27 protein-coding genes are annotated in these 23,297 nt (G+C 74.8%); 14 read left to right on the top strand and 13 right to left on the bottom strand.

Annotated elements, in window-relative coordinates; genetic code table 11:
* Positions 1-5 precede the first annotated feature (5 nt).
* The 3 genes from ACI781_RS00240 to ACI781_RS00230 are packed head-to-tail and all read left to right on the top strand — an operon-like array spanning position 6 to position 1,230.
* Positions 6-182, top strand: coding sequence for a hypothetical protein (locus ACI781_RS00240; RefSeq protein WP_456564059.1), 177 nt, complete (start codon positions 6-8; stop codon positions 180-182).
* Positions 179-889, top strand: a complete 711-nt coding sequence (locus ACI781_RS00235) for a phosphoadenylyl-sulfate reductase (RefSeq protein WP_456564058.1) — start codon at positions 179-181, stop codon at positions 887-889. Before ACI781_RS00240 ends, ACI781_RS00235 begins: the two co-directional genes overlap by 4 nt.
* Before the next feature lie 47 nt (positions 890-936).
* Positions 937-1,230 carry a 4a-hydroxytetrahydrobiopterin dehydratase gene (locus tag ACI781_RS00230; protein WP_456564057.1) on the top strand — a complete coding sequence of 98 codons (294 nt, stop codon included), beginning with the start codon at positions 937-939 and terminating at the stop codon, positions 1,228-1,230.
* Between the two features lie 39 nt (positions 1,231-1,269).
* On the opposite strand, the gene ACI781_RS00225 is transcribed toward ACI781_RS00230, so the two are convergent.
* The 3 genes from ACI781_RS00225 to ACI781_RS00215 all read right to left on the bottom strand — a co-directional run bounded on the left by ACI781_RS00225 (position 1,270) and on the right by ACI781_RS00215 (position 4,665).
* Positions 1,270-3,234 carry a PhoX family protein gene (locus ACI781_RS00225; protein ID WP_456564056.1) on the bottom strand — a complete coding sequence of 655 codons (1,965 nt, stop codon included), beginning with the start codon at positions 3,232-3,234 and terminating at the stop codon, positions 1,270-1,272.
* Positions 3,235-3,379: 145 nt separating this feature from the next.
* Positions 3,380-3,811 (bottom strand): DUF3037 domain-containing protein, encoded by a 432-nt coding sequence (locus ACI781_RS00220; RefSeq protein ID WP_456564055.1) that lies wholly within the window; start codon positions 3,809-3,811, stop codon positions 3,380-3,382.
* Positions 3,808-4,665, bottom strand: a complete 858-nt coding sequence (locus ACI781_RS00215) for a HipA family kinase (protein ID WP_456564054.1) — start codon at positions 4,663-4,665, stop codon at positions 3,808-3,810. The genes ACI781_RS00220 and ACI781_RS00215 overlap by 4 nt, the downstream gene beginning before the upstream one ends.
* 52 nt (positions 4,666-4,717) lie before the next feature.
* On the opposite strand from ACI781_RS00215, the gene ACI781_RS00210 reads away from it, so the two are divergent.
* The gene (locus tag ACI781_RS00210; protein ID WP_456564053.1) at positions 4,718-5,263 is read left to right on the top strand and encodes a DUF1990 family protein; all 546 of its coding nucleotides are present in this window, start codon (positions 4,718-4,720) and stop codon (positions 5,261-5,263) included.
* A gap of 7 nt (positions 5,264-5,270) precedes the next feature.
* Here the strand turns inward: ACI781_RS00210 and ACI781_RS00205 are convergent, their stop codons facing one another.
* A complete protein-coding gene (locus ACI781_RS00205; protein ID WP_456564052.1) occupies positions 5,271-5,621 on the bottom strand; it encodes an iron chaperone in 351 nt (116 codons plus the stop codon).
* A gap of 94 nt (positions 5,622-5,715) precedes the next feature.
* Between ACI781_RS00205 and ACI781_RS00200 the strand changes: the two genes are divergently transcribed.
* Positions 5,716-6,870 carry a serine hydrolase domain-containing protein gene (locus tag ACI781_RS00200; RefSeq protein WP_456564051.1) on the top strand — a complete coding sequence of 385 codons (1,155 nt, stop codon included), beginning with the start codon at positions 5,716-5,718 and terminating at the stop codon, positions 6,868-6,870.
* Between the two features lie 19 nt (positions 6,871-6,889).
* Here the strand turns inward: ACI781_RS00200 and ACI781_RS00195 are convergent, their stop codons facing one another.
* From ACI781_RS00195 to ACI781_RS00180, 4 genes are all read right to left on the bottom strand, one after another.
* Positions 6,890-7,264 (bottom strand): nuclear transport factor 2 family protein, encoded by a 375-nt coding sequence (locus ACI781_RS00195; protein WP_456564050.1) that lies wholly within the window; start codon positions 7,262-7,264, stop codon positions 6,890-6,892.
* Positions 7,265-7,309: 45 nt separating this feature from the next.
* Positions 7,310-8,044: a hypothetical protein gene (locus ACI781_RS00190; RefSeq protein ID WP_456564049.1), complete on the bottom strand. Its 735-nt coding sequence runs from the start codon at positions 8,042-8,044 to the stop codon at positions 7,310-7,312.
* Positions 8,041-8,943 carry an ATP-binding cassette domain-containing protein gene (locus ACI781_RS00185; protein ID WP_456564048.1) on the bottom strand — a complete coding sequence of 301 codons (903 nt, stop codon included), beginning with the start codon at positions 8,941-8,943 and terminating at the stop codon, positions 8,041-8,043. The genes ACI781_RS00190 and ACI781_RS00185 overlap by 4 nt, the downstream gene beginning before the upstream one ends.
* Before the next feature lie 76 nt (positions 8,944-9,019).
* Positions 9,020-9,538 carry an N-acetyltransferase family protein gene (locus ACI781_RS00180; RefSeq protein WP_456564047.1) on the bottom strand — a complete coding sequence of 173 codons (519 nt, stop codon included), beginning with the start codon at positions 9,536-9,538 and terminating at the stop codon, positions 9,020-9,022.
* Between the two features lie 125 nt (positions 9,539-9,663).
* Between ACI781_RS00180 and ACI781_RS00175 the strand changes: the two genes are divergently transcribed.
* The gene (locus ACI781_RS00175; protein ID WP_456564046.1) at positions 9,664-11,127 is read left to right on the top strand and encodes a M1 family metallopeptidase; all 1,464 of its coding nucleotides are present in this window, start codon (positions 9,664-9,666) and stop codon (positions 11,125-11,127) included.
* 13 nt (positions 11,128-11,140) lie between these two features.
* On the opposite strand, the gene ACI781_RS00170 is transcribed toward ACI781_RS00175, so the two are convergent.
* Both ACI781_RS00170 and ACI781_RS00165 read right to left on the bottom strand, forming a co-directional pair.
* The gene (locus tag ACI781_RS00170; protein ID WP_456564045.1) at positions 11,141-11,791 is read right to left on the bottom strand and encodes an FAD-binding oxidoreductase; all 651 of its coding nucleotides are present in this window, start codon (positions 11,789-11,791) and stop codon (positions 11,141-11,143) included.
* Positions 11,792-11,909: 118 nt separating this feature from the next.
* Positions 11,910-12,518, bottom strand: coding sequence for a sulfite oxidase-like oxidoreductase (locus tag ACI781_RS00165; RefSeq protein WP_456564044.1), 609 nt, complete (start codon positions 12,516-12,518; stop codon positions 11,910-11,912).
* Positions 12,519-12,697: 179 nt separating this feature from the next.
* Here ACI781_RS00165 and ACI781_RS00160 point away from each other — a divergent pair, with 179 nt between their 5' ends.
* The 3 genes from ACI781_RS00160 to ACI781_RS00150 are packed head-to-tail and all read left to right on the top strand — an operon-like array spanning position 12,698 to position 16,225.
* Positions 12,698-13,402, top strand: a complete 705-nt coding sequence (locus ACI781_RS00160) for a succinate dehydrogenase cytochrome b subunit (protein WP_456564043.1) — start codon at positions 12,698-12,700, stop codon at positions 13,400-13,402.
* Positions 13,403-13,428: 26 nt separating this feature from the next.
* On the top strand, positions 13,429-15,375 hold the full coding sequence (locus tag ACI781_RS00155; RefSeq protein WP_456564042.1) for a fumarate reductase/succinate dehydrogenase flavoprotein subunit: 1,947 nt from the start codon (positions 13,429-13,431) through the stop codon (positions 15,373-15,375).
* A gap of 25 nt (positions 15,376-15,400) precedes the next feature.
* On the top strand, positions 15,401-16,225 hold the full coding sequence (locus tag ACI781_RS00150) for a succinate dehydrogenase/fumarate reductase iron-sulfur subunit (protein WP_456564041.1): 825 nt from the start codon (positions 15,401-15,403) through the stop codon (positions 16,223-16,225).
* A gap of 186 nt (positions 16,226-16,411) precedes the next feature.
* Here the strand turns inward: ACI781_RS00150 and ACI781_RS00145 are convergent, their stop codons facing one another.
* The gene (locus tag ACI781_RS00145; protein ID WP_456564040.1) at positions 16,412-17,611 is read right to left on the bottom strand and encodes a thiolase family protein; all 1,200 of its coding nucleotides are present in this window, start codon (positions 17,609-17,611) and stop codon (positions 16,412-16,414) included.
* A 79-nt stretch (positions 17,612-17,690) separates the two neighbouring features.
* On the opposite strand from ACI781_RS00145, the gene ACI781_RS00140 reads away from it, so the two are divergent.
* Both ACI781_RS00140 and ACI781_RS00135 read left to right on the top strand, forming a co-directional pair.
* Positions 17,691-18,203, top strand: coding sequence for a winged helix-turn-helix transcriptional regulator (locus tag ACI781_RS00140; RefSeq protein WP_456564039.1), 513 nt, complete (start codon positions 17,691-17,693; stop codon positions 18,201-18,203).
* Positions 18,193-18,729 (top strand): PaaI family thioesterase, encoded by a 537-nt coding sequence (locus tag ACI781_RS00135; protein WP_456564038.1) that lies wholly within the window; start codon positions 18,193-18,195, stop codon positions 18,727-18,729. Before ACI781_RS00140 ends, ACI781_RS00135 begins: the two co-directional genes overlap by 11 nt.
* Before the next feature lie 15 nt (positions 18,730-18,744).
* Here ACI781_RS00135 and ACI781_RS00130 read toward each other — a convergent pair whose 3' ends face one another.
* Both ACI781_RS00130 and ACI781_RS00125 read right to left on the bottom strand, forming a co-directional pair.
* Positions 18,745-19,659 (bottom strand): DUF1028 domain-containing protein, encoded by a 915-nt coding sequence (locus ACI781_RS00130; protein WP_456564037.1) that lies wholly within the window; start codon positions 19,657-19,659, stop codon positions 18,745-18,747.
* A 54-nt stretch (positions 19,660-19,713) separates the two neighbouring features.
* Positions 19,714-20,043 (bottom strand): DUF6204 family protein, encoded by a 330-nt coding sequence (locus ACI781_RS00125; protein WP_456564036.1) that lies wholly within the window; start codon positions 20,041-20,043, stop codon positions 19,714-19,716.
* Between the two features lie 106 nt (positions 20,044-20,149).
* Here ACI781_RS00125 and ACI781_RS00120 point away from each other — a divergent pair, with 106 nt between their 5' ends.
* The 3 genes from ACI781_RS00120 to ACI781_RS00110 all read left to right on the top strand — a co-directional run bounded on the left by ACI781_RS00120 (position 20,150) and on the right by ACI781_RS00110 (position 23,296).
* On the top strand, positions 20,150-20,440 hold the full coding sequence (locus ACI781_RS00120) for a hypothetical protein (protein WP_456564035.1): 291 nt from the start codon (positions 20,150-20,152) through the stop codon (positions 20,438-20,440).
* Between the two features lie 218 nt (positions 20,441-20,658).
* Positions 20,659-21,489 carry a hypothetical protein gene (locus tag ACI781_RS00115; RefSeq protein WP_456564034.1) on the top strand — a complete coding sequence of 277 codons (831 nt, stop codon included), beginning with the start codon at positions 20,659-20,661 and terminating at the stop codon, positions 21,487-21,489.
* A 16-nt stretch (positions 21,490-21,505) separates the two neighbouring features.
* Positions 21,506-23,296, top strand: a complete 1,791-nt coding sequence (locus tag ACI781_RS00110) for a fumarate reductase/succinate dehydrogenase flavoprotein subunit (RefSeq protein WP_456564033.1) — start codon at positions 21,506-21,508, stop codon at positions 23,294-23,296.
* The last annotated feature ends 1 nt before the right edge of the window (position 23,297 follow it).

The following is a 23,297-nucleotide window of genomic DNA, read 5'->3' as shown; positions in this document are numbered from 1 at the left end:
CTGCGGTGACCGAGGACGGCGGCGCGGGAAGAACCCGACAGCTGCCGGTCTTCCACTGTCCGTACTGCGGGGACGAGGACCTCACCCCGTACGAGGACGAGAAGACCTCCGGGTGGCGCTGCGGCGCCTGTCTGCGGGCGTTCTCCGTCCGCCTGATCGCGACGGGAGTGACGCAGGGATGACGACCGCCATCGCGGCCACGCCGGAACTGGCCGCCGAGGCCGACGCCCGGTTCGCGGGGATCGCCGACCCGGTGGAGCAGGCCCTGGCCGTGCTCGGCTGGGCCGGGGAGACCTTCGGGGAGTCCTTCGCCGTCACCTCCTCGATGGCCGACGGGCTGCTCGCGCACCTGGCCTCGCGCGCCGTCCCCGGCGTGCACGTGGTCTTCCTCGACACCGGCTACCACTTCGCCGAGACGATCGGCACCCGCGACTGGGTCAGCGGGGTCATGCCGATCACGCTGGTGGACGTCACGCCGGCGCAGACCGTCGCCGAGCAGGACGCCGAGCACGGGGCGGAGCTGCACCAGCGCGACCCGGACCTGTGTTGCTCGCTGCGCAAGGTGCAGCCGCTGGCCCGGGCGCTGGCCGGCTACACCGCGTGGGGCTCCGGCGTGCGCCGGGACGAGTCCCCGACCCGCGCCGGCACCCGGGTCGTCGACTGGGACGCCAGGCGCGGCATGGTCAAGGTCAACCCGCTCGCGGCCTGGACCGACGCGGACGTCGACGCCTACATCGCCGAGCACCAGGTGCCGGTGAACCCGCTGCAGGAGATCGGCTACGCCTCCATCGGCTGCGCCCCGTGCACCCGGCCGGTCGCCCCCGGCGAGGACCCGCGCGCCGGGCGCTGGGCCGGCCGCGGCAAGACGGAGTGCGGCCTCCACACCTGAGAGAGGACCTCGTCCCGGGGGCGAGGCCGAGCAGAGGACCGACCACCATGACGCGACCCCCGCGCCTGTCCCCCGACGAGGTCGCCACCGCGCTCGCCGGGCTGCCCCTGTGGTCCGGCGACGCCGACGGGCTGCGGCGCAGCGTCGAGCTGCCCTCGTTCCCCGACGCCGTCGCCGCGCTCGTGCGCGTCGGGTTCCTCGCCGAGGCGATGGACCACCACCCCGACGTCGACCTCCGCTGGCGGACGCTGCACCTGGCCCTGGTGAGCCACTCCGCCGGCGGCGTCACCGAGCTCGACCTGGAGCTGGCCCGGCGGATCGACGCGGCCCTGCCGGGCTGACGCGGCCCCGCCCGCGGACGAGCGGGGCCGCGCCGCGCCTCAGCTGCCGATCACACCGCCGTCGTCCTTGGTGATGACGACGGTCGCCGACCGCGGGGTCGGCAGACCGTCCTCCTGCGGCCAGGTGCTGCCGCCGTTCTCCCCCGGGTGCTGCAGGTTGACGAACAGCGTGCGGCGGTCCGGCGTGCTGGCGATGCCGGTCACCTCGCAGCCCTTCACCCCGGTGAGGAAGCGGCGCACCTCGGGCTCCTCGCCCCACGGCGCCGTCGCGTCGGCCACCATCATCTGGTTGTTCGCCCCGCCCGGCTGCGAGCCGTCGGTCTGGATCCACGCCCGGCTGTCGGGGTCGATCCACAGGCCGTCGGGCGAGCCGAAGGCGTCCTCGGCCGCGACCGTCGACCCGTCGACGCCGCCGCCCGGACCGGCCAGCAGGAACAGGTCCCAGCGGAAGCGGGTGGCGGCGTGGTCGCCGCCCTCCTCGTCCCAGCGCACGATGTGGCCCCACGGGTTGGGCACCCGCGGGTTCGCCCCGCTGGCCGCCGTCCGCGACGTGTTGTTCGTCAGGGTCACGAAGACGGTGCCGCTGCGCGGGTCGACCGCCGTCCACTCCGGCCGGTCCATCGGGGTGGCGCCGAGGGCGGTGGCCGCGAGCCGGGTCTTGACCAGGACGTCGCCCTGGTCGGCGAACCCGTTGGCCGCGGTCAGCGGACCCTGCCCCTGCACCAGCGGCAGCCACTCCCCGCTGCCATCGTCGTCGAACCGCGCGACGTAGAGGGTGCCCTCGTCCAGCGGGCTGAGCCCCTGCGCCTGCATCGACCGCCAGTTGCGGGCGCTGACGAACTTGTAGACGTACTCCCCCGCCTGGTCGTCGCCCATGTAGACGACGACCCGGTTGCCGCGGGTGACGTGGACGGTGGCGTCCTCGTGCTTGAGCCGGCCCAGCGCGGTCCGCTTCACCGGCGTCGACGCCGGGTCGAACGGGTCGATCTCCACGACCCAGCCGAAGCGGTTGGGCTCGTTCGGGTCCTGCGGGGTCACCACGAAGCGCGGGTCGTGGGCGGCCCACTTGTTGCGGTCCCCGCCCACGCCGTAGCGGCCGGCCAGGGCGGCGTCCTCCGTGCCGAGCGTGCCGTCGACCCGGAAGTAGCCGTTGAAGTTCTCCTCGCAGGTCAGGTAGGTGCCCCACGGGGTCTCGCCGTTGCCGCAGTTGTTGATCGTGCCCAGCGGCGTCCGGCCCTGGCCGTCGGCGGTGGTGCGCAGCAGGCGGTGCCCGGTGGCCGGCCCGGAGAAGGTCATCGGCGTGCTCGCGGTGATCCGCCGGTTGCGCGGCGAGCGCACCAGCTCCCACTGCCCGTCGCGGCGGCGCTGCACCTCGACCACCGAGACGCCGTGCGCGTTCTGCGACTTGCGCACGCCCTCCGCGGTGGCCGGCAGGTAGCCCGCCGTGTAGGCGCCGGTGTGCAGGTAGAACTCGTCGGTGTACTCGTGGTTGAGCACGAGCAGGCCGTTCTCGTTGCCGCGCCGGCCGCCGTGCAGCGGGAAGTAGGTCATCCCGTCGTGGTGCATGCCGAGCTGCTCGGCCTGCTGGGCGGCGGTGTTGCCGTCCGGCCGCCCGCCGGGCTCGCCCGGGGTGCCCGGGACGAACGCCGGGTAGGAGCCCAGCAGCGGCGTCCCCCACGGGATGAACGCCCGCGCTGTGTAGCCGCGGGGGACGACGACCGCGTCGGCGGTGCTCGGCGGGACCGGCTCGAAGCCCAGGCGACCCCCGCGCGGACCGCCGCCGTTGCCGTTGCCGTTGCCGTTCCCGGGGCGGGCCTCGGCGGCGGGCGGGTCGACCAGGCCGAGGGTCAGGAACCCGGCCGCCGCGAGGAACCCGCCGGCGAGCACGCCGCGGCGGCTCAGCCGCGCCTCGGCGACCGCCAGCAGCGGCGGGGCCGTGGTGGGGTTGGTCGGGACGTCCTCGGGGTCGGTGGGCTCGGCGGCGCGCTCGTGCAGCGTCGTCACGGGGATGGCTCCAGGTGTCTGGGGGGATCGGTGCGGCCCGAAGCTAGGGACGCCGATCGACGCCGGGATGACCACCGGGCACAGGGGACGTGAAGGCGGCGGCCACCCGCCGTTCACCGCGGCGGTGTACGGCCGGGGCGCCGGCTCAGTGCGCGACGGGCAGGACCAGCAGCCGCAGCAGCCGGTCCGCCTCGGCCTCCGGGTCCGCGGTGAGCCCGGTGTGCACCGGCCCCGTCTGCACGACCGTGCTGCGCGGCGCCGTCAGCCAGCGGAACCGCGAGCCGAGCGCCTCCCGGCCCGCCGCGCCGGCCGCACCGTCGGCGGCGCACACGTCGGCGACCGCCTGCAGCGCCCGGGCGATCGCGTCGGCGTCGGCGGTCGGGTCGAGCGCGCGCAGCCGCGCGGGGTCCAGGTGCAGCCGGACGCCGAGGTAGTCCCGCTGCCGGCAGTAGACGATCACCCCGGCGTTGAGGAACTCCCCGCGCTCCACCCGCGGCACCACCCGCAGGACGGCGTACTCGAAGGTGTCCCGGTCCCCGCTCACCGTTGGGTCACGCAGCTCCGGTTCGTCCCTCACCGCTGGGTCATCCCCTCGGGCGGCGGCGGCCCGAGCCAGGCCGGGCGGTTCTGCCCCACGCGGGGCCGCTGCCGCCCCGTCCCGCCGGCGGCGGCCGCGGCCACCAGGGCCGGCAGCCACGCGTCGCGGGCCGCGAGCCGGGCCAGCAGCTGGTCCACGTAGCGCTGCCGCACCGCGGCCGGGGGCTCCTCGGGGTCCGGGCCCTCCAGCCACTCGTCGGGGACCTGCGCCAGCACCTGCTCCAGCAGCGGGCGGGTGACCCGCGGGCCCAAGTCGGCGTCCGCCGCACGGACGTCGGGCGAGCACTCCACCAGCGCGTGCTGGGCGGCGTCGTAGGGGCGGGCGACGGCGGCCGGGGCGCCGGGCCAGGAGTGGTGGAAGGTCAGCGCCGCGCCGTGGTCGATCAGCTGCAGCCGGCCGTGCCAGAACAGCATGTTGGGGTTGCGCCAGGAGCGGTCGACGTTGCCGGTCAGCGCGTCGAACCACAGCACCCGACCGGCCAGGGCGGCGTCGACCTCGGCCACCCCGGCCTCGAAGTCCAGCGCGCCCGGCAGGTAGTCCAGCCCGAGGTTGCGCCCGGCCGAGCGCTGCAGCAGCTCCTGCACCTCCTGGTCGGGCTCCCCCACCGCCAGCTCCGGCGCGACGTCGACGGTGACCAGGGCCGGCACCGGCAGCGACAGCGCCCGGGCCAGCTCGCCGCAGACGACCTCGGCGACCAGCACCCGCACGCCCTGCCCCGCGGCCCGCCACTTGACGACGTAGGTGCCCAGGTCGTCGGCCTCCATGAGCCCCGGCAGCGAGCCACCCTCGCGCAGCGGGGTGACGTAGCGGGTGGCGGTGACGGCGGGCAGCACAGTGAGCGCCAACCTAGCCGGTGCGCCGGGCCGGACACCGCAGACTCGGGCCATGGGTCTCCTGCGTGCCGTCGTCCCGGCCGACCTCGCCGACGTGCCGTTCACCTACGCCGAGGTGGGCGCGACCGCGGGGCCGGCGCTGCCCGCCGGCTACCGGCACGCCGAGCACGCGGTCGTCGTCGGCTCGGGGCGGGAGGTGTTCGAGCGGGCCGTCGCCGCCGTCTTCGCCTGGCGGGCGCAGCGCAGCGTCGGCCTGCGGGTGCGGGCGAGCGGTCCCGCGACCGAGCCGGGCACGGTCGTCGTCCTCACCGCGGGCCTGGACCGGCTCGGCTACGACATCCCCTGCCGGGTCGTGTGGGCCCGCACCGACGGCGACGAGCGCGGCTTCGCCTACGGCACGCTGCCGGGGCACCCGGAGAGCGGCGAGGAGGCGTTCCTCGTCCGGATCGCCGCCTCCGGCGAGGTCACGGTGCTGCTGCGGGTGTTCTCCCGGCTGGCCTCCCCGGCGGCGCGGCTGGCGGGGCCCCTCGCGTGGGCGGCGCAGGGCCTGGCGACCCGGCGGTACCTGGCCGCGCTGCGGTCGGCCGCCCGCGGCTGAGCGCCGCTCAGGCCCCGCGCCGGGCGGCGACCTCCGCCGCGATCCGCTCGACCAGGTCCACCGGCACCGGCTGCGCGTAGGGCAGGTGGACGGCGTCCTTCCCCGACCGCAGCGGCGCCACCTCCGCCTCCAGGTCACCGTCGAGGACCGGCACCGGGTACAGCGCCGCGTGCCGCTTCCAGGCGGCGAAGTGCAGGCCGTACCGGCCGCCGAGCATCGCGGCCGGCATCCCGTGGCGGACGGTCTCCGTGGCCCCCGGCATCCCCCGCAGCACCGCCGAGCGCACCTCGGTCAGCACGGCCCGCGCCTGCTCGGGCAGGGCGGTCAGGTACTCCTCGACGGTCGTGGGTGCGGTCACGGCGCGGCTCCTCGGACGGCGGGCCGGCGATGAGTCCCGGCGGTCGGGCCCGTCCTACCAGGGACGGGGACGGCACCGGTGGCATGGAGGCGGCATGGGACTGGCGGAGGACGTCGAGACGGTGGTGGCCGCGGCGGTCGCCGACGGGCAGGTGCCCGGCGCGGCGTGGTGGGCCTCCCGCGGCGGTGAGGTCGCCCGCGGCGCGGCGGGCACGCACACCCCCGGCGGGGACGACACGGTGCGCCCGGACGCGGTGTTCCGGATCTCGTCGACGACCAAGCCGGTCGTGGCCGCCGCCGCCCTGGCGCTGGTCGACGACGGGGTGCTGGCGCTGGACGAGCCGGTCGACCGGCTGCTGCCCGAGCTCGCCGACCGGGTGGTGCTCGCCAACCCCGCGGACGCCTCGGCCGGCACCGTCCCCGCGCGCCGGCCCATCACCGTGCGCGACCTGCTCACGTTCCGGCTGGGCCTGGGTGTCGACTTCACCGCCCCCTGGCCGACCCCCACCCTCGCGGCGCTGACCGCCACCGGCCTGCCCGCCGGCCCGCCCCAGCCGCAGGCCGCTCCCCCGCCGGACGAGTGGCTGCGGCGGGTGGCCACCGTCCCGCTGGCGTACCAGCCCGGCGAGCGCTGGCTGTACCACGTGGGCGCGAGCGTGCTGGGGGTGCTGGTGGCCCGGGCCACCGGCCGGCCGCTGCCCCTCTTCCTCGCCGCGCGGGTGCTGGCGCCGCTGGGCATGCGCGACACGGGGTTCGGCGTCCCCGGCCACGCGCGCGACCGGCTCGGCCCGCACTGGGCGCCGCCGGACGAGGACGGGCGGCGTGAGTGCTTCGACCCCGCCGACGGCCAGTGGGCCCGGCCCCCGGCCTTCCCCGACGGCGGCGACGGGCTGGTCTCCACCGTCGACGACCTGGCCGCGTTCGCCACGATGCTGGCGGCCGGTGGGCGCGCGCCCGACGGCCGCCGCGTGCTCGCCGAGGGGACGGTGGCCGCGATGCTGACCGAGCAGGCCGGCCCGGTCGACGACGAGGGCGGCGGCTGGGGCCTGGGCATCGGGGTGCGCCGCGCGGACGAGCCCGGCGGCCGCTCGGCCGGCTCGCACGGCTGGGACGGCGGCCTGGGCAGCTCCTGGTGGACCGACCCGGTGACCGGGGCGACGGCAGTGCTGCTGACCAACCAGATGTGGGGCTCCCCGCAGCCGCCGCCGCTGTTCGACGCCGTCCGCGCCGCGGTGTTCGGCCCCCGGTGAGGCCGGCCCGGGACGCCGCTCAGCCCGGGACGACGAGCTTCCAGTAGGAGTCCTTGCGCCGGATCCGCCCGTCCGGGGCCAGGTCGAACAGGTCGCACCCGCGGACCCGCACCGGCTCGCCGGCGGTGGTGGTCCCCGTCAGCAGCCAGCGGGAGACCGCGTGGTCGCCGCACACCCAGTGCTCGTCCTCGCCGTAGTGGACGTCGGGGATCCCGGCGAACCGCGCGGCCAGCCCCTCGCGGACCGCCGCACGCCCGGAGAAGCGGGTCCCCCAGGGCTCCGACCCGCGCGGGGTCTCCAGGACGCAGTCGTCGGTGAGGAACTCCAGGATCCGGTCGAGGTCGTGCGCGTTGAACGCCGCCAGCAGGTCCACCAGCACCTTCTCCTCGGTCACCTGCCCAGCGTCGGCCGCACCGGCGCGGCGGGCCAGGGCCCTTCGTCAGACGTCCCGGCGCTCCAGCAGCAGCGCGCCCAGGGCCCAGGCCGCGACCGCCCACGCCGCGGTGACCGCCAGGCCGACCGGCCAGGGGCTGGCGACGGCGAGGAACGCGTCCTCCCCGACCCGCAGCGCCGGCAGGGCCTGCGAGCCGAGCGACCCCCACCGCCCGCCGGCCAGCGCGAGCAGCGGCGGCAGCACGAACACCAGCGCCATGCCCAGCCCCACGCCGCCGGCGGTGGACCGCAGCAGCGCGCCCAGCCCGACCGCCAGCACCGTCACCAGGACCGCCGCCGCCACCTGCAGGCCGATCCCGCGCAGCACCGCCGGATCGCCGAGCGAGACCCCGCCGGGCACGGCGACCAGCACCCGGGCGGCGACGGCGCAGGCGGCCGCGACCAGCGCGGTGAGCAGCGCCGCCCAGGCCGCCACCACCACGGTCGTCGCGGCCAGCCACGCCGTCCGCCGGGGCACCGCGGTCAGGGTCGAGACGACGCTGCCGCTGCCGAACTCGGCGCTGACCGCGAGCACCCCCAGGACGACCAGCACCAGCTGCCCGAAGCCGAAGCCGGTCAGCGCCACGCCCACGGCCACGTCCGCCCGCGACGAGGTCGGGGTGCTCGCCGCCGCGAGCCACCCGAGGGCACCGGTGAGCAGCACGTACACGGCGGTGCACCACCACGTGGAGCGCACCGAACGCAGCCGCACCCAGGAGCCGGCCAGCACGTCCGCGGTCACGGGGTGCCCGCCCGGAACTCGACCTCGCCGCCGGTGAGCCCCAGGTAGGCGGCCTCCAGCGAGGGGACCACCCGGGCCAGCTCGTGCACCGGGACCCCCGCGGCGAAGGCCACGTCGCCGACCGTCGCGGGGTCCAGCCCCTCGACCCGCAGGGCGCCGTCGGACTCGACGAGGACCCGGCCGCCGGCCCGGCGCAGCTGCGCGGCCAGCGGGCCGGCGCCGGGGGTGCGCACCCGGACCGCGGCGGAGGCGCCGAGCAGCTCGGCCATCGGGACGTCGGCGAGCAGCCGGCCGCGGCCGAGCACGACCAGGTGGTCGGCGGTGTCCTCCATCTCGCTCATCAGGTGGCTGGACACCAGCACCGTCCGCCCCTCGGCGGCCAGCCCGCGCAGCAGCTCGCGGACCCAGCGGATGCCCTCGGGGTCCAGGCCGTTGACCGGCTCGTCGAGCAGCAGCACCTCCGGGTCGCCGAGCAGCGCGGCCGCGATGCCCAGCCGCTGCCCCATGCCGAGGGAGAAGCCGCCGACCCGGTCGTGCGCCACCTCCGCCAGGCCGACCAGGTCGACCACCTCCTCGACGCGGCGCCGCGGCAGGCCGGCCGACCGGGCCAGGGCCAGCAGGTGCGCGTGCGCCGTCCGCCCGGGGTGGCGGGCGCGCGGGTCGACCAGGGCGCCGACGCGGTGCAGCGGCCGGTCCAGCCGGCGGTAGGGCACGCCGAGCACCGTCGCCGTCCCGGAGGTGGGCCGGGCCAGGCCCAGCACGCAGCGCATCGTCGTCGTCTTGCCCGAGCCGTTGGGCCCGAGGAAGCCGGTCACCCGGCCCGGCTCGATGCGGACGGTGAGGTCGTCGACGGCGACGCGGTCCCGGAAGACCTTCGTCAGGCCGGCGAGCTCGATCACGCCGCGATGATGGCGACCCGGCCGCGCCGCGCGGGGAAGGCGCGGCCGGTCGCGCGCGCCGCGTGCCGCCGGGCGCTCACAGCCGGCAGAGGAGCAGCACCTCGTCGCGGTCGTCGCCGGGCGCGACCCGGATGGCGCCGGGCATCCGGCCGAACACCTCGTAGCCCAGCCGCTCGTAGAAGCCCTCGAGGTCGTAGCCGCCGCGCACCGTGAGGTGCAGGAACTCCAGCCCGCGGGCCCGGGCCACCTCGTGCACCCCGAGCAGCAGCACCCGGCCCAGGCCCCGCCCCTGGTGCGACGGGTGCACCTGGACCCGCAGCACGGTCGCCCAGTGCCGGCGCAGCGGGCTGATCGACGTCGACAGCACCGCGAAGCCGGCCGGTTCGCCGTCGACCCGCAGCAGGCAGAGGGTCTGCGAACCGGCGTGGACGCGCTCGACCAGTGCGTCCAGGACCGGCGCGACCTCCTCCGGGGTCACCGGCGCGACGAAGCCGACGGCGCCGCCGGCGTTGGTGACGTCGGTCCACAGCGCCAGCAGGGCGGCCCGGAGGTCGTCGTCCACCTCGGTGAGCGCGGCGACCTCGGCGTGCGGCATTCCCCGATCCTCCCTCCGGCCGACGGTGACACCGCGCGCGCCCCCCTGGGCAGGGGCGCCGCCGTGAGGCAGGCTGCGCCGACCGTCCGCGCCGCGGAGGGCGCACGACGGACGAGGGGGCACGCGTGGCACGCGGGCGACGGGCGCGGTCCTGGGCCGCGGCGGGGACCGGTGCGGTGGTCGCCGCGGCGCTGCTGGGCGGGTGCACCCGCGCGGTCGAGGGGGACGCCACCCCGGCGGTGGCCGGGGCCGACGGCATCGGCGACCCGTACTTCCCGCTGGACGGCAACGGCGGTTACGACGTGACCGGTTACGACCTGGACCTGCGCTTCGACCCCGACACCGACACCCTCGCCGGCACCGCCACCGTGGTGGCGACGGCGACCCTGGGGCTGGGCTCGTTCCACCTGGACCTGTTCGGCTTCGACGTCCCCTCGGTGACCGTCGACGGCGAGGAGGCGGAGGTCACCCGCGACGGCGGCGAGCTCGTCGTCCGCCCGCCGGCCCCGCTGGCGCCGGGGCGGGAGTTCACCACCGTCGTCAGCTACGAGGGGGTGCCCGAGCCGCTGGACGACGGCCTGGGCGCCGCCGGGTTCCTGCAGACCGGCGACGGGGCGCTGGCGGTCGGCCAGCCCGACGTCGCCGCCAGCTGGTTCCCGGTGAACGACCACCCCGCGGACGCGGCCACCGTGCGGGTGTCGGTCAGCGTGCCGGAGGGGCTGGAGGCGGTGTCCAACGGCGAGCTCGTCGGGTCCACCACCGAGGACGGCCGGACCACGTGGGAGTGGTCGGCCGAGCAGCCCATGGCGCCGTACCTGGTGACCCTCGCGATCGGGGAGTTCGACATCACCGAGCGCGAGGAGGACGGCATCCGCTACTGGGACGCCGTCGACCCCGCCCTGGACGAGGAGCCCGCCCGCGGCTCGGCGACGACCGGCGAAGTCGTCGACGCGGCCTTCGCCCGCCAGCCCGAGGTGCTGGCCTTCCTCGCGGAGTGGTTCGGCCCCTACCCGTTCGACGTCGCCGGCGGCATCGTCGACGACGTCCCCGAGCTCGGCTTCGCCCTGGAGAACCAGACCCGGCCGGTCTACTCCCCGGTCTTCTTCTCCGACGAGGACTCCGGCGTGAACGTGGTCGTGCACGAGCTCGCCCACCAGTGGGCCGGCGACAGCGTCCGGCTGGGCGGCTGGCAGCACGTCTGGCTCAACGAGGGCTTCGCCACCTACGCCGAGTGGCTGTGGGCCGAGCACGAGGGCCGCACCACCCCGCAGGAGGTGTTCGACCGGCTGGCCCGTCAGCCGGCCGGCGACGACTTCTGGGACGTCCCCATCGGCGACCCGGGCCCCGACACCGGCGACCTGTTCTCCGACGCGGTCTACCAGCGCGGCGCCATGACCCTGCAGGCGCTGCGCACCGAGATCGGCGACGATGCCTTCGCCGAGCTGCTGCTCGCGTGGTTCAACCAGCGGGCCGGGCAGGCGGTCACCACCGACGAGTTCGTCGCCCTCGCCGAGGAGGTCTCCGGGGCCGACCTCGACGACTTCTTCACCGAGTGGCTGGGGGCGGGCCGGCCGGAGAGCCTCGGGTAGGCCCCGTCCTCCGTCAGCCGCTGGCGCCGAAGCGCTCCAGGCGGATGCTCGCCGCCGGCACCCCGAGCCCGACCAGCAGCTGGCCCGCCGCCTCGGCGAACGGGTCGGACCCGCAGACGTAGACCTCCTGCCCCGGTTCCCACAGCGGCACGAGGTCGGCCGCGGTCAGCCGGGCCGCCGGCCGGATGCCGGAGGGCTCCCGCGTGGTGAGCACCACCGCCCCCGCGGCCTCCAGCTCCGCCAGGTAGGGCAGCTCCGCCCGGGTGCGGGTGGAGACGAGCAGGCGCAGCAGCTCCGGCCGACCGAGGTCCCGGGCCGCGCGCACCATGGACACGAAGGGGACGACGCCGGTGCCGCCGGCCACCAGCAGCGCCGGCGCGTCGCCCGTCCAGACGAAGAAGCCCCCCAGCGGCCCGCGGACCTCGAGCTCGTCGCCGGGCTCCACGACGTCGGCCAGGAAGGTCGACACCTCGCCGTCGTCCAGCCGCTCCACCAGGAGCTCGACCAGCGGGTCCCCCGGCGCGGACGCCACCGAGTAGGACCGCTGGGCGCGGTAGCCGTCCTCGGCGGTCAGCCGGACGACGTAGTGCTGCCCCGGCAGGTGGTCCGCCCGGTCGGGGACCTCCAGCCGCAGCCGCACCGTGCGCGGGACCGGCCGGTCCACCTCGCGGACGGTCGCGGTCCGCCACCCCCCGGCAGGCACCCGCCGGCCCCAGGCCCCCGTGGCCCCGTTCAGAGGCTCGCCCCGGACCTGCGAGGGGTGAGGAGAACGGGGTCCTTCGTCAATCACCCTGGTACCGCTGCTCGAGCCACGGGTCGCCGCGGTCGTGGTAGCCGTTCTGCTCCCAGAAGCCGGGCTGGTCGCGGGTGAGCAGCGACAGCCGGGTGACCCACTTGGCGCTCTTCCAGAAGTACAGGTGCGGCACCAGCAGCCGCACCGGGCCGCCGTGCTCGATCGGCAGCGGGCCGCCGTCGTACTCCCACACCAGCCACGCCCGGCCGCCGGTGACGTCCTCCAGCGGCAGGTTGGTCGTGTACCCGGTCTTGGACGTCGCCATGACGAAGTGCGCCTCGGGCGTGGGCCGGGCGGCCTCGAGCAGGCTGTCGACGCTGACGCCGGCGAACCAGGTGTCGAACTTCGACCAGGTCGTCACGCAGTGGATGTCACCGCGGTACTCCGACCGGGGCAGCGCGTGCGCCTCGTCCCAGGTCCAGGTGGTCGGCTGCTCGACCCGGCCGTCGACGGTGATGCTCCACGTCTCCGGGGCGATCCGCGGGGTGGGCTCGGCGGTGAGCACCGGCCAGTCGCTGCCGGCGTCGTACTGCCCGGGAGGCAGCCGGGGGTCGCGCTCGCGGCGGCGCCCCAGGAAGCCGCGGGTGGGTCCAGCCACGGTCGTCGTCCTCTCGTCGGGTCCCTCCCAGCGTGCCAGGACGACCCGTCAGGTCACGATTCGGGAACCGACCGACGATTGCACCGCGTACGGCGCCTGTTAGGCAACCCTTACGAGAGCCGTGTCACCGCGCGTTTGCTTGGACGCAACGGAGCCGGGGTCCTACCTTCGTGCCTGTGGTGACGGTGACGACGCAGTCCGGCCAGCGCAGGGCGCCCAAGGCCGCGAAGACCAGTTCGGTCTTCAAGAAGGTGGTCATGGCGGTCAGCGGCATCATCCTGGTGCTGTACCTGATCGCGCACATGATCGGGAACCTCAAGGCCTTCGCCGGCCGCGAGGACTTCAACCACTACTCGGAGTGGCTCCGCACGATCGGCAACCCGGCACTGCCGGGCGCGACGGCGCTGTGGATCATCCGCATCGTCCTGCTGGTGGCGGTGCTCGCCCACATCTGGGCCGCGGTCTCGCTGTGGAAGCAGGCCAAGCGCGCCCGGCCGCAGGCCTACGTGACGAAGAAGGCCAACGCACAGAGCTACGCCTCCCGGACGATGCGCTGGGGCGGCGTGATCATCGCCGCGTTCGTCATCTGGCACCTGCTGGACCTGACCTTCGGGGCGGTCAACAGCCAGGGCCACGACGGGTCGCCCTACGACCGCGTGCTCGCCAGCTTCCAGAACCCGGTCTCGACGATCTTCTACGCGATCGCGGTGATCCTGGTCGGCATGCACCTGCGGCACGGCATCTGGAGCGCCACGCAGACCCTGGGCCAGAGCAACCGGCGCCGCGAGCGCACCGTGAACTACGCCGCGACGGCGATCGCCACGGTCCTCACCCTCGGCTTCCTGCTGACGCCCTTCTCCGTCCTCTTCGGTCTGATCGACTAAGTCTCAACGACTAAGGAACTCCAGGCATGCCTCTCGATCTCTTCAGCGTCGGCGACCCCATCGCCGACACCAAGGCGCCGACCGACGTCCCGATCGGGGAGCGCTGGAGCGAGCGCCGCTTCCGCGGGCGCCTGGTCAACCCGGCCAACCGCCGGAAGATGACCGTCATCGTCGTCGGCACCGGCCTGGCCGGCGGCGCGGCCGCCGCGACCCTCGGCGAGGCCGGCTACAAGGTCAAGTCGTTCTGGTACCAGGACAGCCCCCGCCGCGCGCACAGCGTCGCGGCACAGGGCGGCATCAACGCGGCGAAGAACTACCGCAACGACGGCGACAGCGTGCACCGGCTGTTCTACGACACGGTCAAGGGCGGGGACTTCCGCGCCCGCGAGAACAACGTGCACCGCCTCGCCGAGGTCAGCGTCAACATCATCGACCAGGCCGTGGCCCAGGGCGTGCCCTTCGCCCGCGAGTACGGCGGCCTGCTCGACAACCGCTCCTTCGGTGGCACCCAGGTCTCGCGGACCTTCTACGCCCGCGGCCAGACGGGCCAGCAGCTGCTCTACGGCGCCTACCAGGCGCTGGAGCGGCAGATGGCCGCCGGCAACGTGGAGCAGCACGCCCGCACCGAGATGCTGGACCTGATCGTGGTCGACGGCCGCGCCCGCGGCATCGTCGCCCGCGACCTGGTCACCGGCGAGCTGAGCACGCACTACGCCGACGCCGTCGTCCTGGCCAGCGGCGGGTACGGCAACGTCTTCTACCTGTCGACCAACGCCAAGGGCTCCAACACCACGGCGATCTGGCGGGCGCACAAGCGGGGCGCGTACTTCGCCAACCCCTGCTACACGCAGATCCACCCGACCTGCATCCCGGTGCACGGCGAGTACCAGTCGAAGCTCACGCTGATGAGCGAGTCGCTGCGCAACGACGGCCGCGTGTGGGTGCCCAAGGAGCGCGGCGACACCCGCGACCCGCGGCAGATCCCCGAGGACGAGCGCGACTACTTCCTCGAGCGGCGCTACCCGGCGTTCGGCAACCTGGTCCCCCGCGACATCGCCTCCCGCGCGGCGAAGAACGCCTGCGACGAGGGCCGCGGCGTCGGCCCCGGCGGCCTGGGTGTCTACCTGGACTTCGCCGAGGCGATCGAGCGGCTCGGCCGCCCGGCCGTCGAGGCCAAGTACGGCAACCTCTTCGACATGTACGCCCAGATCACGGGCGAGGACCCCTACGCGACACCCATGCGGATCTACCCCGCCGTGCACTACACGATGGGCGGCCTGTGGGTCGACTACGACCTGCAGTCGACGATCCCCGGCATGTTCGTGATCGGCGAGGCCAACTTCTCCGACCACGGCGCCAACCGGCTCGGCGCCAGCGCCCTCATGCAGGGCCTGGCCGACGGCTACTTCGTGCTGCCGTCGACGATCACCGAGTACCTCGCCGACGGGCCCTTCCCCAAGGTCGACGACAGCCACCCCGCGGTCCAGGAGGCCGTCCAGGGCGTCACCGACCAGATCCACAAGCTGCTGTCGATCCAGGGCACCCGCAGCGTGGCCTCCTTCCACCGGGAGCTGGGCCAGCTGATGTGGGACTACTGCGGCATGGAGCGCACGGACGAGGGCCTGCGCAAGGCCATCGACCGGATCCAGGAGATCCGCCAGGAGTTCTGGTCCAACGTGAAGGTCCTGGGCACCTGGGGCTCGTTCAACCAGAACCTCGAGCACGCCGGCCGGGTGGCCGACTTCATCGAGCTGGCCGAGCTCATGTGCATCGACGCCCTGCACCGGCGCGAGAGCTGCGGCGGGCACTTCCGGGCCGAGAGCCAGACCCCCGAGGGCGAGGCGCTGCGCGACGACGAGAACTTCGCCTACGTGGCGGCCTGGGAGTGGACCCCGCAGGGCACCGGCCCGGTGCTGCACCGCGAGGACCTCGTCTACGAGTACGTCCACCTCGCCCAGCGCTCTTACAAGTGACGAACCAGCGGAGCAACCAGTGACCATGACTGAGGACGGCCCCCGGGCCGCCACGGCGCCCCACCAGGAGCGCACGATGCGGATCACGCTGCGGGTCTGGCGTCAGGAGAACGCCGCCTCCCGCGGCAAGATGGTCAGCTACCAGCTCGACCACGTCTCCCCCGACATGTCCTTCCTCGAGATGCTCGACGTGCTCAACGAGCAGCTGATCATGGAGGGGCAGGACCCGGTCGCGTTCGACCACGACTGCCGCGAGGGCATCTGCGGCATGTGCGGCGTCATGATCAACGGGCGGGCGCACGGCAACGGGATGCACGAGGGTTCCGTGCAGACCACCACCTGCCAGCTGCACATGCGCTCGTTCAAGGACGGCGACACGATCGACGTCGAGCCGTGGCGGGCGACGGCGTTCCCGGTGATCAAGGACCTCGCCGTCGACCGGCGCGCGTTCGACCGGATCATCCAGGCCGGCGGCTACATCAGCGTGCCGACCGGGACCGCCCCCGAGGCACACGCGACGCCGGTGCCCAAGAAGGACGCCGACGCCGCCTTCGACGCCGCGACCTGCATCGGCTGCGGGGCCTGCGTGGCCGCGTGCCCGAACGCCTCGTCGATGCTGTTCACCGCCGCCAAGGTCACCCACCTCGGGCTGCTGCCGCAGGGCCAGCCGGAGCGCAACGACCGCGTGGTGAACATGGTCTCGCAGCAGGACCGCGAGGGCTTCGGCGGCTGCACCAACATCGGCGAGTGCTCCGCGGCGTGCCCGAAGGGCATCTCGATGGAGACCATCTCGCGGCTCAACCACGACCTGCTCGGTGCCCTGCGCGCCGGGGCCCGGCCGAAGAGCTGAGCCGGCGGCCCCGCTCCCGGGGCCGCCTCCCGACCGCCGCCGGGCGGGGACCCCTCGAGGGTCCCCGCCCGTCGTGCGTCCCGGGCCCCTGCGGCCCCCGGCGCCCGAGGCATGGGAAGCGATCCCCACGTCCTCGGCGCGGTGCACGTGGGGATCGCTTCCCATACCTCGCGGGGTCCGGGGGGGTCAGAGGCGCTCGAGGATCGTCGCGTTGGCCAGGCCCCCGGCCTCGCACATCGTCTGCAGGCCGTAGCGGGCGCCGCGCTGGTGCAGGGTGTCGACGAGCGTCGTCATGATCCGGGCGCCGCTGGCCCCCAGCGGGTGGCCGATCGAGATGCCGCCGCCGTTGACGTTCACCTTGTCGGTGGTCACGCCGGTCTCGGCCTGCCAGGCGAGGACGACGGACGCGAAGGCCTCGTTCACCTCGAACAGGTCGATGTCGTCGATGGACAGGCCGGCCCGCTGCAGCACCCGCGCCGTCGCCGGGACGACCGCGGTCAGCATCATCAGCGGGTCGTCGCCGACGACGGTCGACGTGTGGATGCGGGCGCGGGGGCGCAGGCCGAGCTCGCGGGCCCGCTCGCTCGTCGTGACCAGCAGCGCGGCCGCGCCGTCGTTGAGCGGGCTGCTGTTGCCGGCGGTCACCCGCCAGTCGGTGATCTGCGGGAAGCGGGCGGCGACGGCGTCGTCGGCGAAGGCCGGGCGCAGCCGGGCGAGGGTCTCCAGGTCGGTGCCGGGCCGGACCGTCTCGTCGGTCGTGACCAGCGCCAGCGAGCCGTCGGCGCCGCGGGCCTTGACGGGCACGACCTGGTCGGCGAACAGGCCCGCCGCCCAGGCCTCGGCGGCGCGGGCGTGACTGCGGGCGGCGTAGGCGTCGAGCTGGGTGCGCGACAGCCCCCAGCGGGCCGCGATGAGCTCGGCGGCCACCCCCTGGCTGACCCCGCCCTCCGGGTAACGCGCGGCGTACCGCTCCCCGCCCAGGTCCTCGGCGCCCTGCGCGGCACTGCCCATCCGCACCCGGCTCATCGACTCGACACCGCCGACCACCGCGACGTCGTAGGCGCCGGCGATGACGCCCTGGGCGGCGAAGGAGACCGCCTGCTGGCTGCTGCCGCACTGCCGGTCGACCGTCGTCGCCGGGACGTGTTCGGGGAGGCCCGCGGCGAGCGCGGCGCGCCGGGCGATGTTGGCCGCCTGCTCCCCCGCCTGCGAGACGCAGCCGACGATCACGTCGTCGACGAGCGCGGGGTCGATCCCCGACCGCTCGACGACGGCCTCCAGCGCCCCGGCGAGCAGGTCGACCGGGTGCACCCCGGACAGCGAGCCACCGGGCTTGCCCTTGCCGACCGGCGTCCGGACGGCCTCGACGATCACCGCGTCCCGCATGGCGGGCCTCCTCAGTTCGAATGTCCAACCGACTCGGCCGACGCTAGCGCGAGTCGGTTTGATGTGCAAACCTTGTCCCGTGACCGCCGTCGTCGACCTCGCCGAGCTGCCCGGCCGCCCGTGCTCCATCGCCGCCGCCCTGGAGCTGGTGGGCGAGCGCTGGTCGCTGCTGGTCATCCGCGAGGTGTCCCTGGGCAACCACCGCTTCAGCGACATCGCCCGCGGCACCGGCGCGCCCCGCGACCGCCTCACCGCCCGCCTCAACGCGCTGGTCGCGGCCGGCGTGCTGGAGAAGCGGCCCTACAGCGACACCCCGCCGCGCTCGGGCTACCACCTGACCGCGTCCGGCCGGGACCTGCTGCCGGTCCTGCAGGCCCTGCTGCAGTGGGGCAACCGCTGGGCGACCGACGAACCGCCCGTCCGGCTCACGCACGCGCCCGACGGGCACGAGGCCCACGAGGTCGACGCCGAGTGGGTGTGCCGCACGTGCGACGAGCCGGTCGCCGGCTCGCGGGTCACCCGCGAGCTCACCCCGTCCGGACGGCTGCTGTCCGGCCTGCCCACCGAGGAGGACGACGACCGTGACCGCTGAGCCGATGACCACGGCGGCACCCGTGGAGTGGGGGGAGCCCCGGTCGCGGACCGTCACGTGGTTCGACCCGCTGGTCACCGCCGCCGGCGCCCTCGAACGCTCCGGCCTGGAGACGCTCGAGGCGCTGCGGGACGGCGTCCTGCCCCCGCCCCCCATCGTGCCGCTGGTGCAGATGGACCTCCTGGCGGTCGAGGAGGGCCGGGTCGAGTTCTCCTGCCTGGTGGACGAGTCGGTCTACAACCCGATCGGCGTCGTGCACGGCGGGCTGGTCTGCACGCTGCTGGACACCGTCGCCGGGTGCGCCGTCCACTCCACGCTGCCGCGCGGCACCGGCTACACGTCGATCGAGATCAAGGTGACCTACCTGCGCGCGGTCACCGCCGACAGCGGGCCGCTGCGGGCCGTCGGACGCGTGGTCAGACCGGGCCGGCGGGTGGCCTTCGCCGAGGGCGAGGTCACCGACGCCGCCGGCCGCACCGTGGCCACGGCGACCAGTTCCCTGCTGGTCTTCCCGCTGCCCGCCTGAGCCGGCCGCGGCCGCTCACCCGGCAGCCGGCCCCGAGCCCTCCGGGAGGATCCGCGCCATCAGGTCGGCGTCCACCAGCCCCGCGGCGCCGAAGCGGCGCCCGACCTCGACGAACTGCGGCGCGACCCCGGCCAGCTCCACCAGCAGCGCCCGGGCCGCGTCCTCCCGCCCGGCCAGCCCGGCGACGACGGCCCGCCACAGCACGTGGTCGGGCTCGGTGTGCGGGTCCGGCAGCCGCAGCTCCTCCAGCACGCGGTCGGCGGTCACCGGGTCACCGCCGATCGCCTGCTGGAACGCCCGGACGACGTCCTGGTACCGGGCCAGCCGCACCACGAGCTGGTCGAGCTCGCCGACCGGGTCCTCCGAGTCGTCCACGCGCAGGTCGACCACGGTGTCGTGCCACGGCCGGCCGGTGGGCGTCGCGCGGACGACGAAGACCGCCGCCGACCGCCGGCCGCGCAGGTCCCCACCGGCGTCCTCGCCCGCGTGCAGGGCGAGCAGCAGCCGGTGCGCCAGCGCCCCCTGCGACGTCTCGAACGTCGCGACCATCGACTCCCAGACCAGGGGCGAGGTGACCATGTTGGCCAGGGCCACGCACCCCTCCCCCACCATGTGGCCGGCCTCGTCGACGCAGTTCTCCCCGGTGTAGACGGCGAGGTCGCCGGAGACGTGCAGCACCGCCACCTGCCGCCGCTCGGGGTGCGGGTCGACGCTGCGCAGTGCGGTCAGCACCTCCTGGGCGGTGAAGCCACCGCGCAGGAGGTCCAGGCCGATCTGGCCGTACATGGGCTCGGCCATCGACTGGCTGGCGACCACGCCCTGCCCGGGCAGGCCGAAGGGGACGCTGCTGCCCACGGCGAACGCCTGCGACTGGGTGGCGACGCCCATCTCCCCGGTCGTCAGGTCACGGGCGATGATCGAGTAGGTCACGCACCCGCGCCTGCCCGCCCGCCGCGGTGCGGCAAACACCGGTGCGGGCGGGGGTCAGCGGCGGCGGACCCTGACGTCGTCCACGCACGTCACCGTCGAGCGCAGCCGCCGGTACCCCAGCCCGGCGGCGTCCAGTCGTTCGATGGCGCTCAGCTGGCCGGCCGCGTGCGCGTCGTCCTCCTCGCCGGGCCCGGGGTCGACGCGGACGACGACGCGGTGGCTGAACGCCGACAGCGACGTGTCGTAGCTGAGCGTCCCCTCGTCGGTGAAGGCGGCGGCGAACAGGTCGTGCTCGGCGACGCGCTCGAGCAGGTGGGCCCGCTGGGCGTCGTCGAGGTGGTCGAAGACGCCGCGGACGATGACGCGGTAGGTGCGGCTGGACACGGCGGGCGACCCTAGGGACTCCCGCGCTCCGGACGCCACCGGTTTGTGCCCTGCGCTGTTACCTTCCGCGGCCGCCGGAGGGCGGACGACCGGACGAGGAGGCACGGTGCAGGAGCACGAGCGGGAACTGGCCGAGGCCGACGCGCGGCAGGCGCGGCGGGAGCGCACCCGGGCACGGGTCGGCTGGTGGCTCGTCGCCGCCGGGATGGTCGCGCTGTTCGCGGAGTTCGTGCTGCCCGTCGACCGCCGGGTCACCCTCGGCGCGGCGGGGGTGCTGTGGGCCGTCGCCGCCGTCCTCCTGGTGGCCTCGGACTGGCGACGGCGGGTCGGCGGCGGCAGCCGTAGCTCGCAGACCCACGACGGGTTCCTGGACCTGGTCTCGGCCTTCTTCCGCTGAGGTCCCGCGGTGACGGCGGCCGCTCGGGCGGGGCCCGGTCGGCGGGGCCTTCCCTCCGGGCGGCGTCCGTGGTCGGATGCGCCCCACCGCCATGCGGGCGGCGCGACAGCTGCGGAGCTGGAGGCGCTCATGGACGACGTGTCGTCGGAGGTCGCCGTCGGGGCCCACGCCCCCGGCGCGGCCGGGACCCCCCTCCTCCGCGGCCGGCGGCCCACGCCGTGACCGCGACCGCTCCGCGCAGAACCGGGGCGGTCACCCCCGGGCGCGGCACGAGCGAGACCCCACCCCGCCGCGCGGCCATCGCGGCCCGCACCCTGCGCACCGACCGCTGGTGGCTGCAGCCGCTCGTCACGGTCGTCGTCCTGGTGCTCTTCATCGCCTACTCGACGTTCCGGGCGTTCCAGGACGCGTACTACTTCTCCGAGCCCTACATCTCGCCCTTCTACTCGCCGTGCATCACCACCGGCTGCGAGGGCGACACCTTCCCCGAGCTGTTCACCGGGCCGTCGTGGATCTCCCCGGCCATCTACATCCTGGTGTTCCCGCTGGGGTTCCGGCTGACCTGCTACTACTACCGCAAGGCCTACTACCGGTCGTTCTGGCTGTCGCCGCCGGCCTGCGCGGTCGCCGAGCCGCACCGCCGCTACACCGGGGAGACCCGGCTGCCGCTGCTCGGGCAGAACGTGCACCGCTACTTCTTCTACGCCGGCCTCGTCTTCAACATGGTCCTCACCTACGACGCCGTCCTCGCGTTCCGCGACGAGACCGGAGCCTGGGGCCACATGGGGCTGGGCACGCTGGTGCTGCTGGCCAACGCCGCGCTGCTGTGGCTCTACTCGCTGTCGTGCCACTCGTGCCGGCACATCGTCGGCGGCCGGCTCAACGCGTTCTCCCGGCACCCGCTGCGCTACCGGTTCTGGACCGTCGTGTCGCGGCTGAACGCCCGCCACATGACGTTCGCGTGGATCTCGCTGTTCGGGGTCGCCTTCGCCGACCTCTACGTGTTCCTGCTGGCGACCGACACGATCTCCGACCTCCGCTTCTTCTAGAGATGGGGCCCCGCTGATGGAGCTGGAGAGGCACGAGTACGACGTCGTGGTCGTCGGGGCCGGCGGCGCCGGCCTGCGGGCGGCGATCGAGGCGCACGAGCAGGGCGCGCGGACGGCGGTGGTGTGCAAGTCGCTGCTGGGCAAGGCGCACACCGTCATGGCCGAGGGCGGCATCGCCGCGGCGATGGCCAACCTCTACCCGGAGGACAACTGGCGGGTGCACTTCCGGGACACCATGCGCGGCGGGAAGATGCTCAACCACTGGCGCATGGCCCAGCTGCACGCGCAGGAGGCCCCCGACCGGGTCCGCGAGCTCGAGGACTGGGGCGCGCTGTTCGACCGCACCCCCGACGGGCTGATCAGCCAGCGCGACTTCGGCGGCCACCGCTACGCCCGGCTGGCGCACGTGGGAGACCGCACCGGGCTGGAGCTCATCCGCACCCTCCAGCAGCGCACGGTCGCGCTCGGCGTCGACGTGTACATGGAGTGCACGGTCACCCGGCTGCTGACCGACGCCGAGGGGATGACCGGCGCGTTCGGCTACTGGCGGGAGTCGGGCCGGTTCGTGGCCTGGCAGGCGCCCTCGGTGGTGCTGGCCACCGGCGGCATCGGCAAGTCCTACAAGGTCACGTCGAACTCCTGGGAGTACACCGGCGACGGCCACTCGCTGGCGCTGCAGGCCGGGGCGTCCCTGGTCAACATGGAGTTCGTCCAGTTCCACCCGACCGGCATGGTCTGGCCGCCGTCGGTGCGCGGGATCCTGGTGACCGAGAGCGTGCGCGGCGACGGCGGCGTGCTGCGCAACTCGGCCGGCAACCGGTTCATGTTCGACTACATCCCCGACTTCTTCCGCAAGGAGACGGCGGAGACCGAGGACGAGGCCGACCGCTGGTACGACGACAAGAAGAACAACCGGCGCCCGCCCGAGCTGCTGCCCCGCGACGAGGTCGCGCGGGCCATCAACAGCGAGGTGAAGGCCGGCCGCGGCAGCCCGCACGGCGGCGTCTTCCTCGACATCGCCTCCCGCCGCCCGGCCGAGTACATCCGCAAGCGGCTGCCGTCGATGTACCACCAGTTCAAGGAGCTGGCCGAGGTCGACATCACCGCCGAGGCGATGGAGGTCGGGCCCACCTGCCACTACGTGATGGGCGGGGTGGAGGTCGACCCCGACAGCGAGGCGGCCCGGGTGCCCGGCCTGTTCGCCGCCGGCGAGGTCGCCGGCGGCATGCACGGCTCCAACCGGCTGGGCGGCAACTCCCTGTCGGACCTGCTCGTGTTCGGACGGCGGGCCGGCGCCGCCGCGGCCGAGCACGCGATGAAGCGGACCGGGGCGGTGGCGCTCGCGGAGGAGGCGCTGACCGAGGCCGCCCGCGCCGCGCTCGCGCCGTTCGAGCGGGAGGGCGGGGAGAACCCCTACGCCGTCCAGCAGGACCTGCAGCAGACGATGCACGACCTCGTCGGGATCATCCGCACGGCCGCGGAGATGAAGCAGGCCCTCGACCGGATCGAGGCGCTCAAACGGCGGGTGGCCGCCCTGTCGGTGGAGGGACACCGCCAGTACAACCCCGGCTGGCACCTGGCGCTGGACCTGCCGCACATGCTGCGCGTCAGCGAGTGCATCGCCCGGGCGGCGCTCGAGCGGCAGGAGAGCCGCGGCGGGCACACCCGCGACGACTTCCCGGCCACCGACGCCGAGTGGGCGCGGACCAACCTCGTCTGCACGCTGGCCCCCGACGGCTCGGTGACGGTGACCCGCCAGCCGCTCCCCCAGATGCCACCCGAGCTCGCCGAGATCTTCGAGGGATGAC

Source organism: Blastococcus sp. SYSU D00695 (assembly GCF_054050555.1).
The sequence above is the reverse complement of the archived record's forward strand: the minus strand, read 5'-3'. Positions and strand labels throughout refer to the sequence as shown.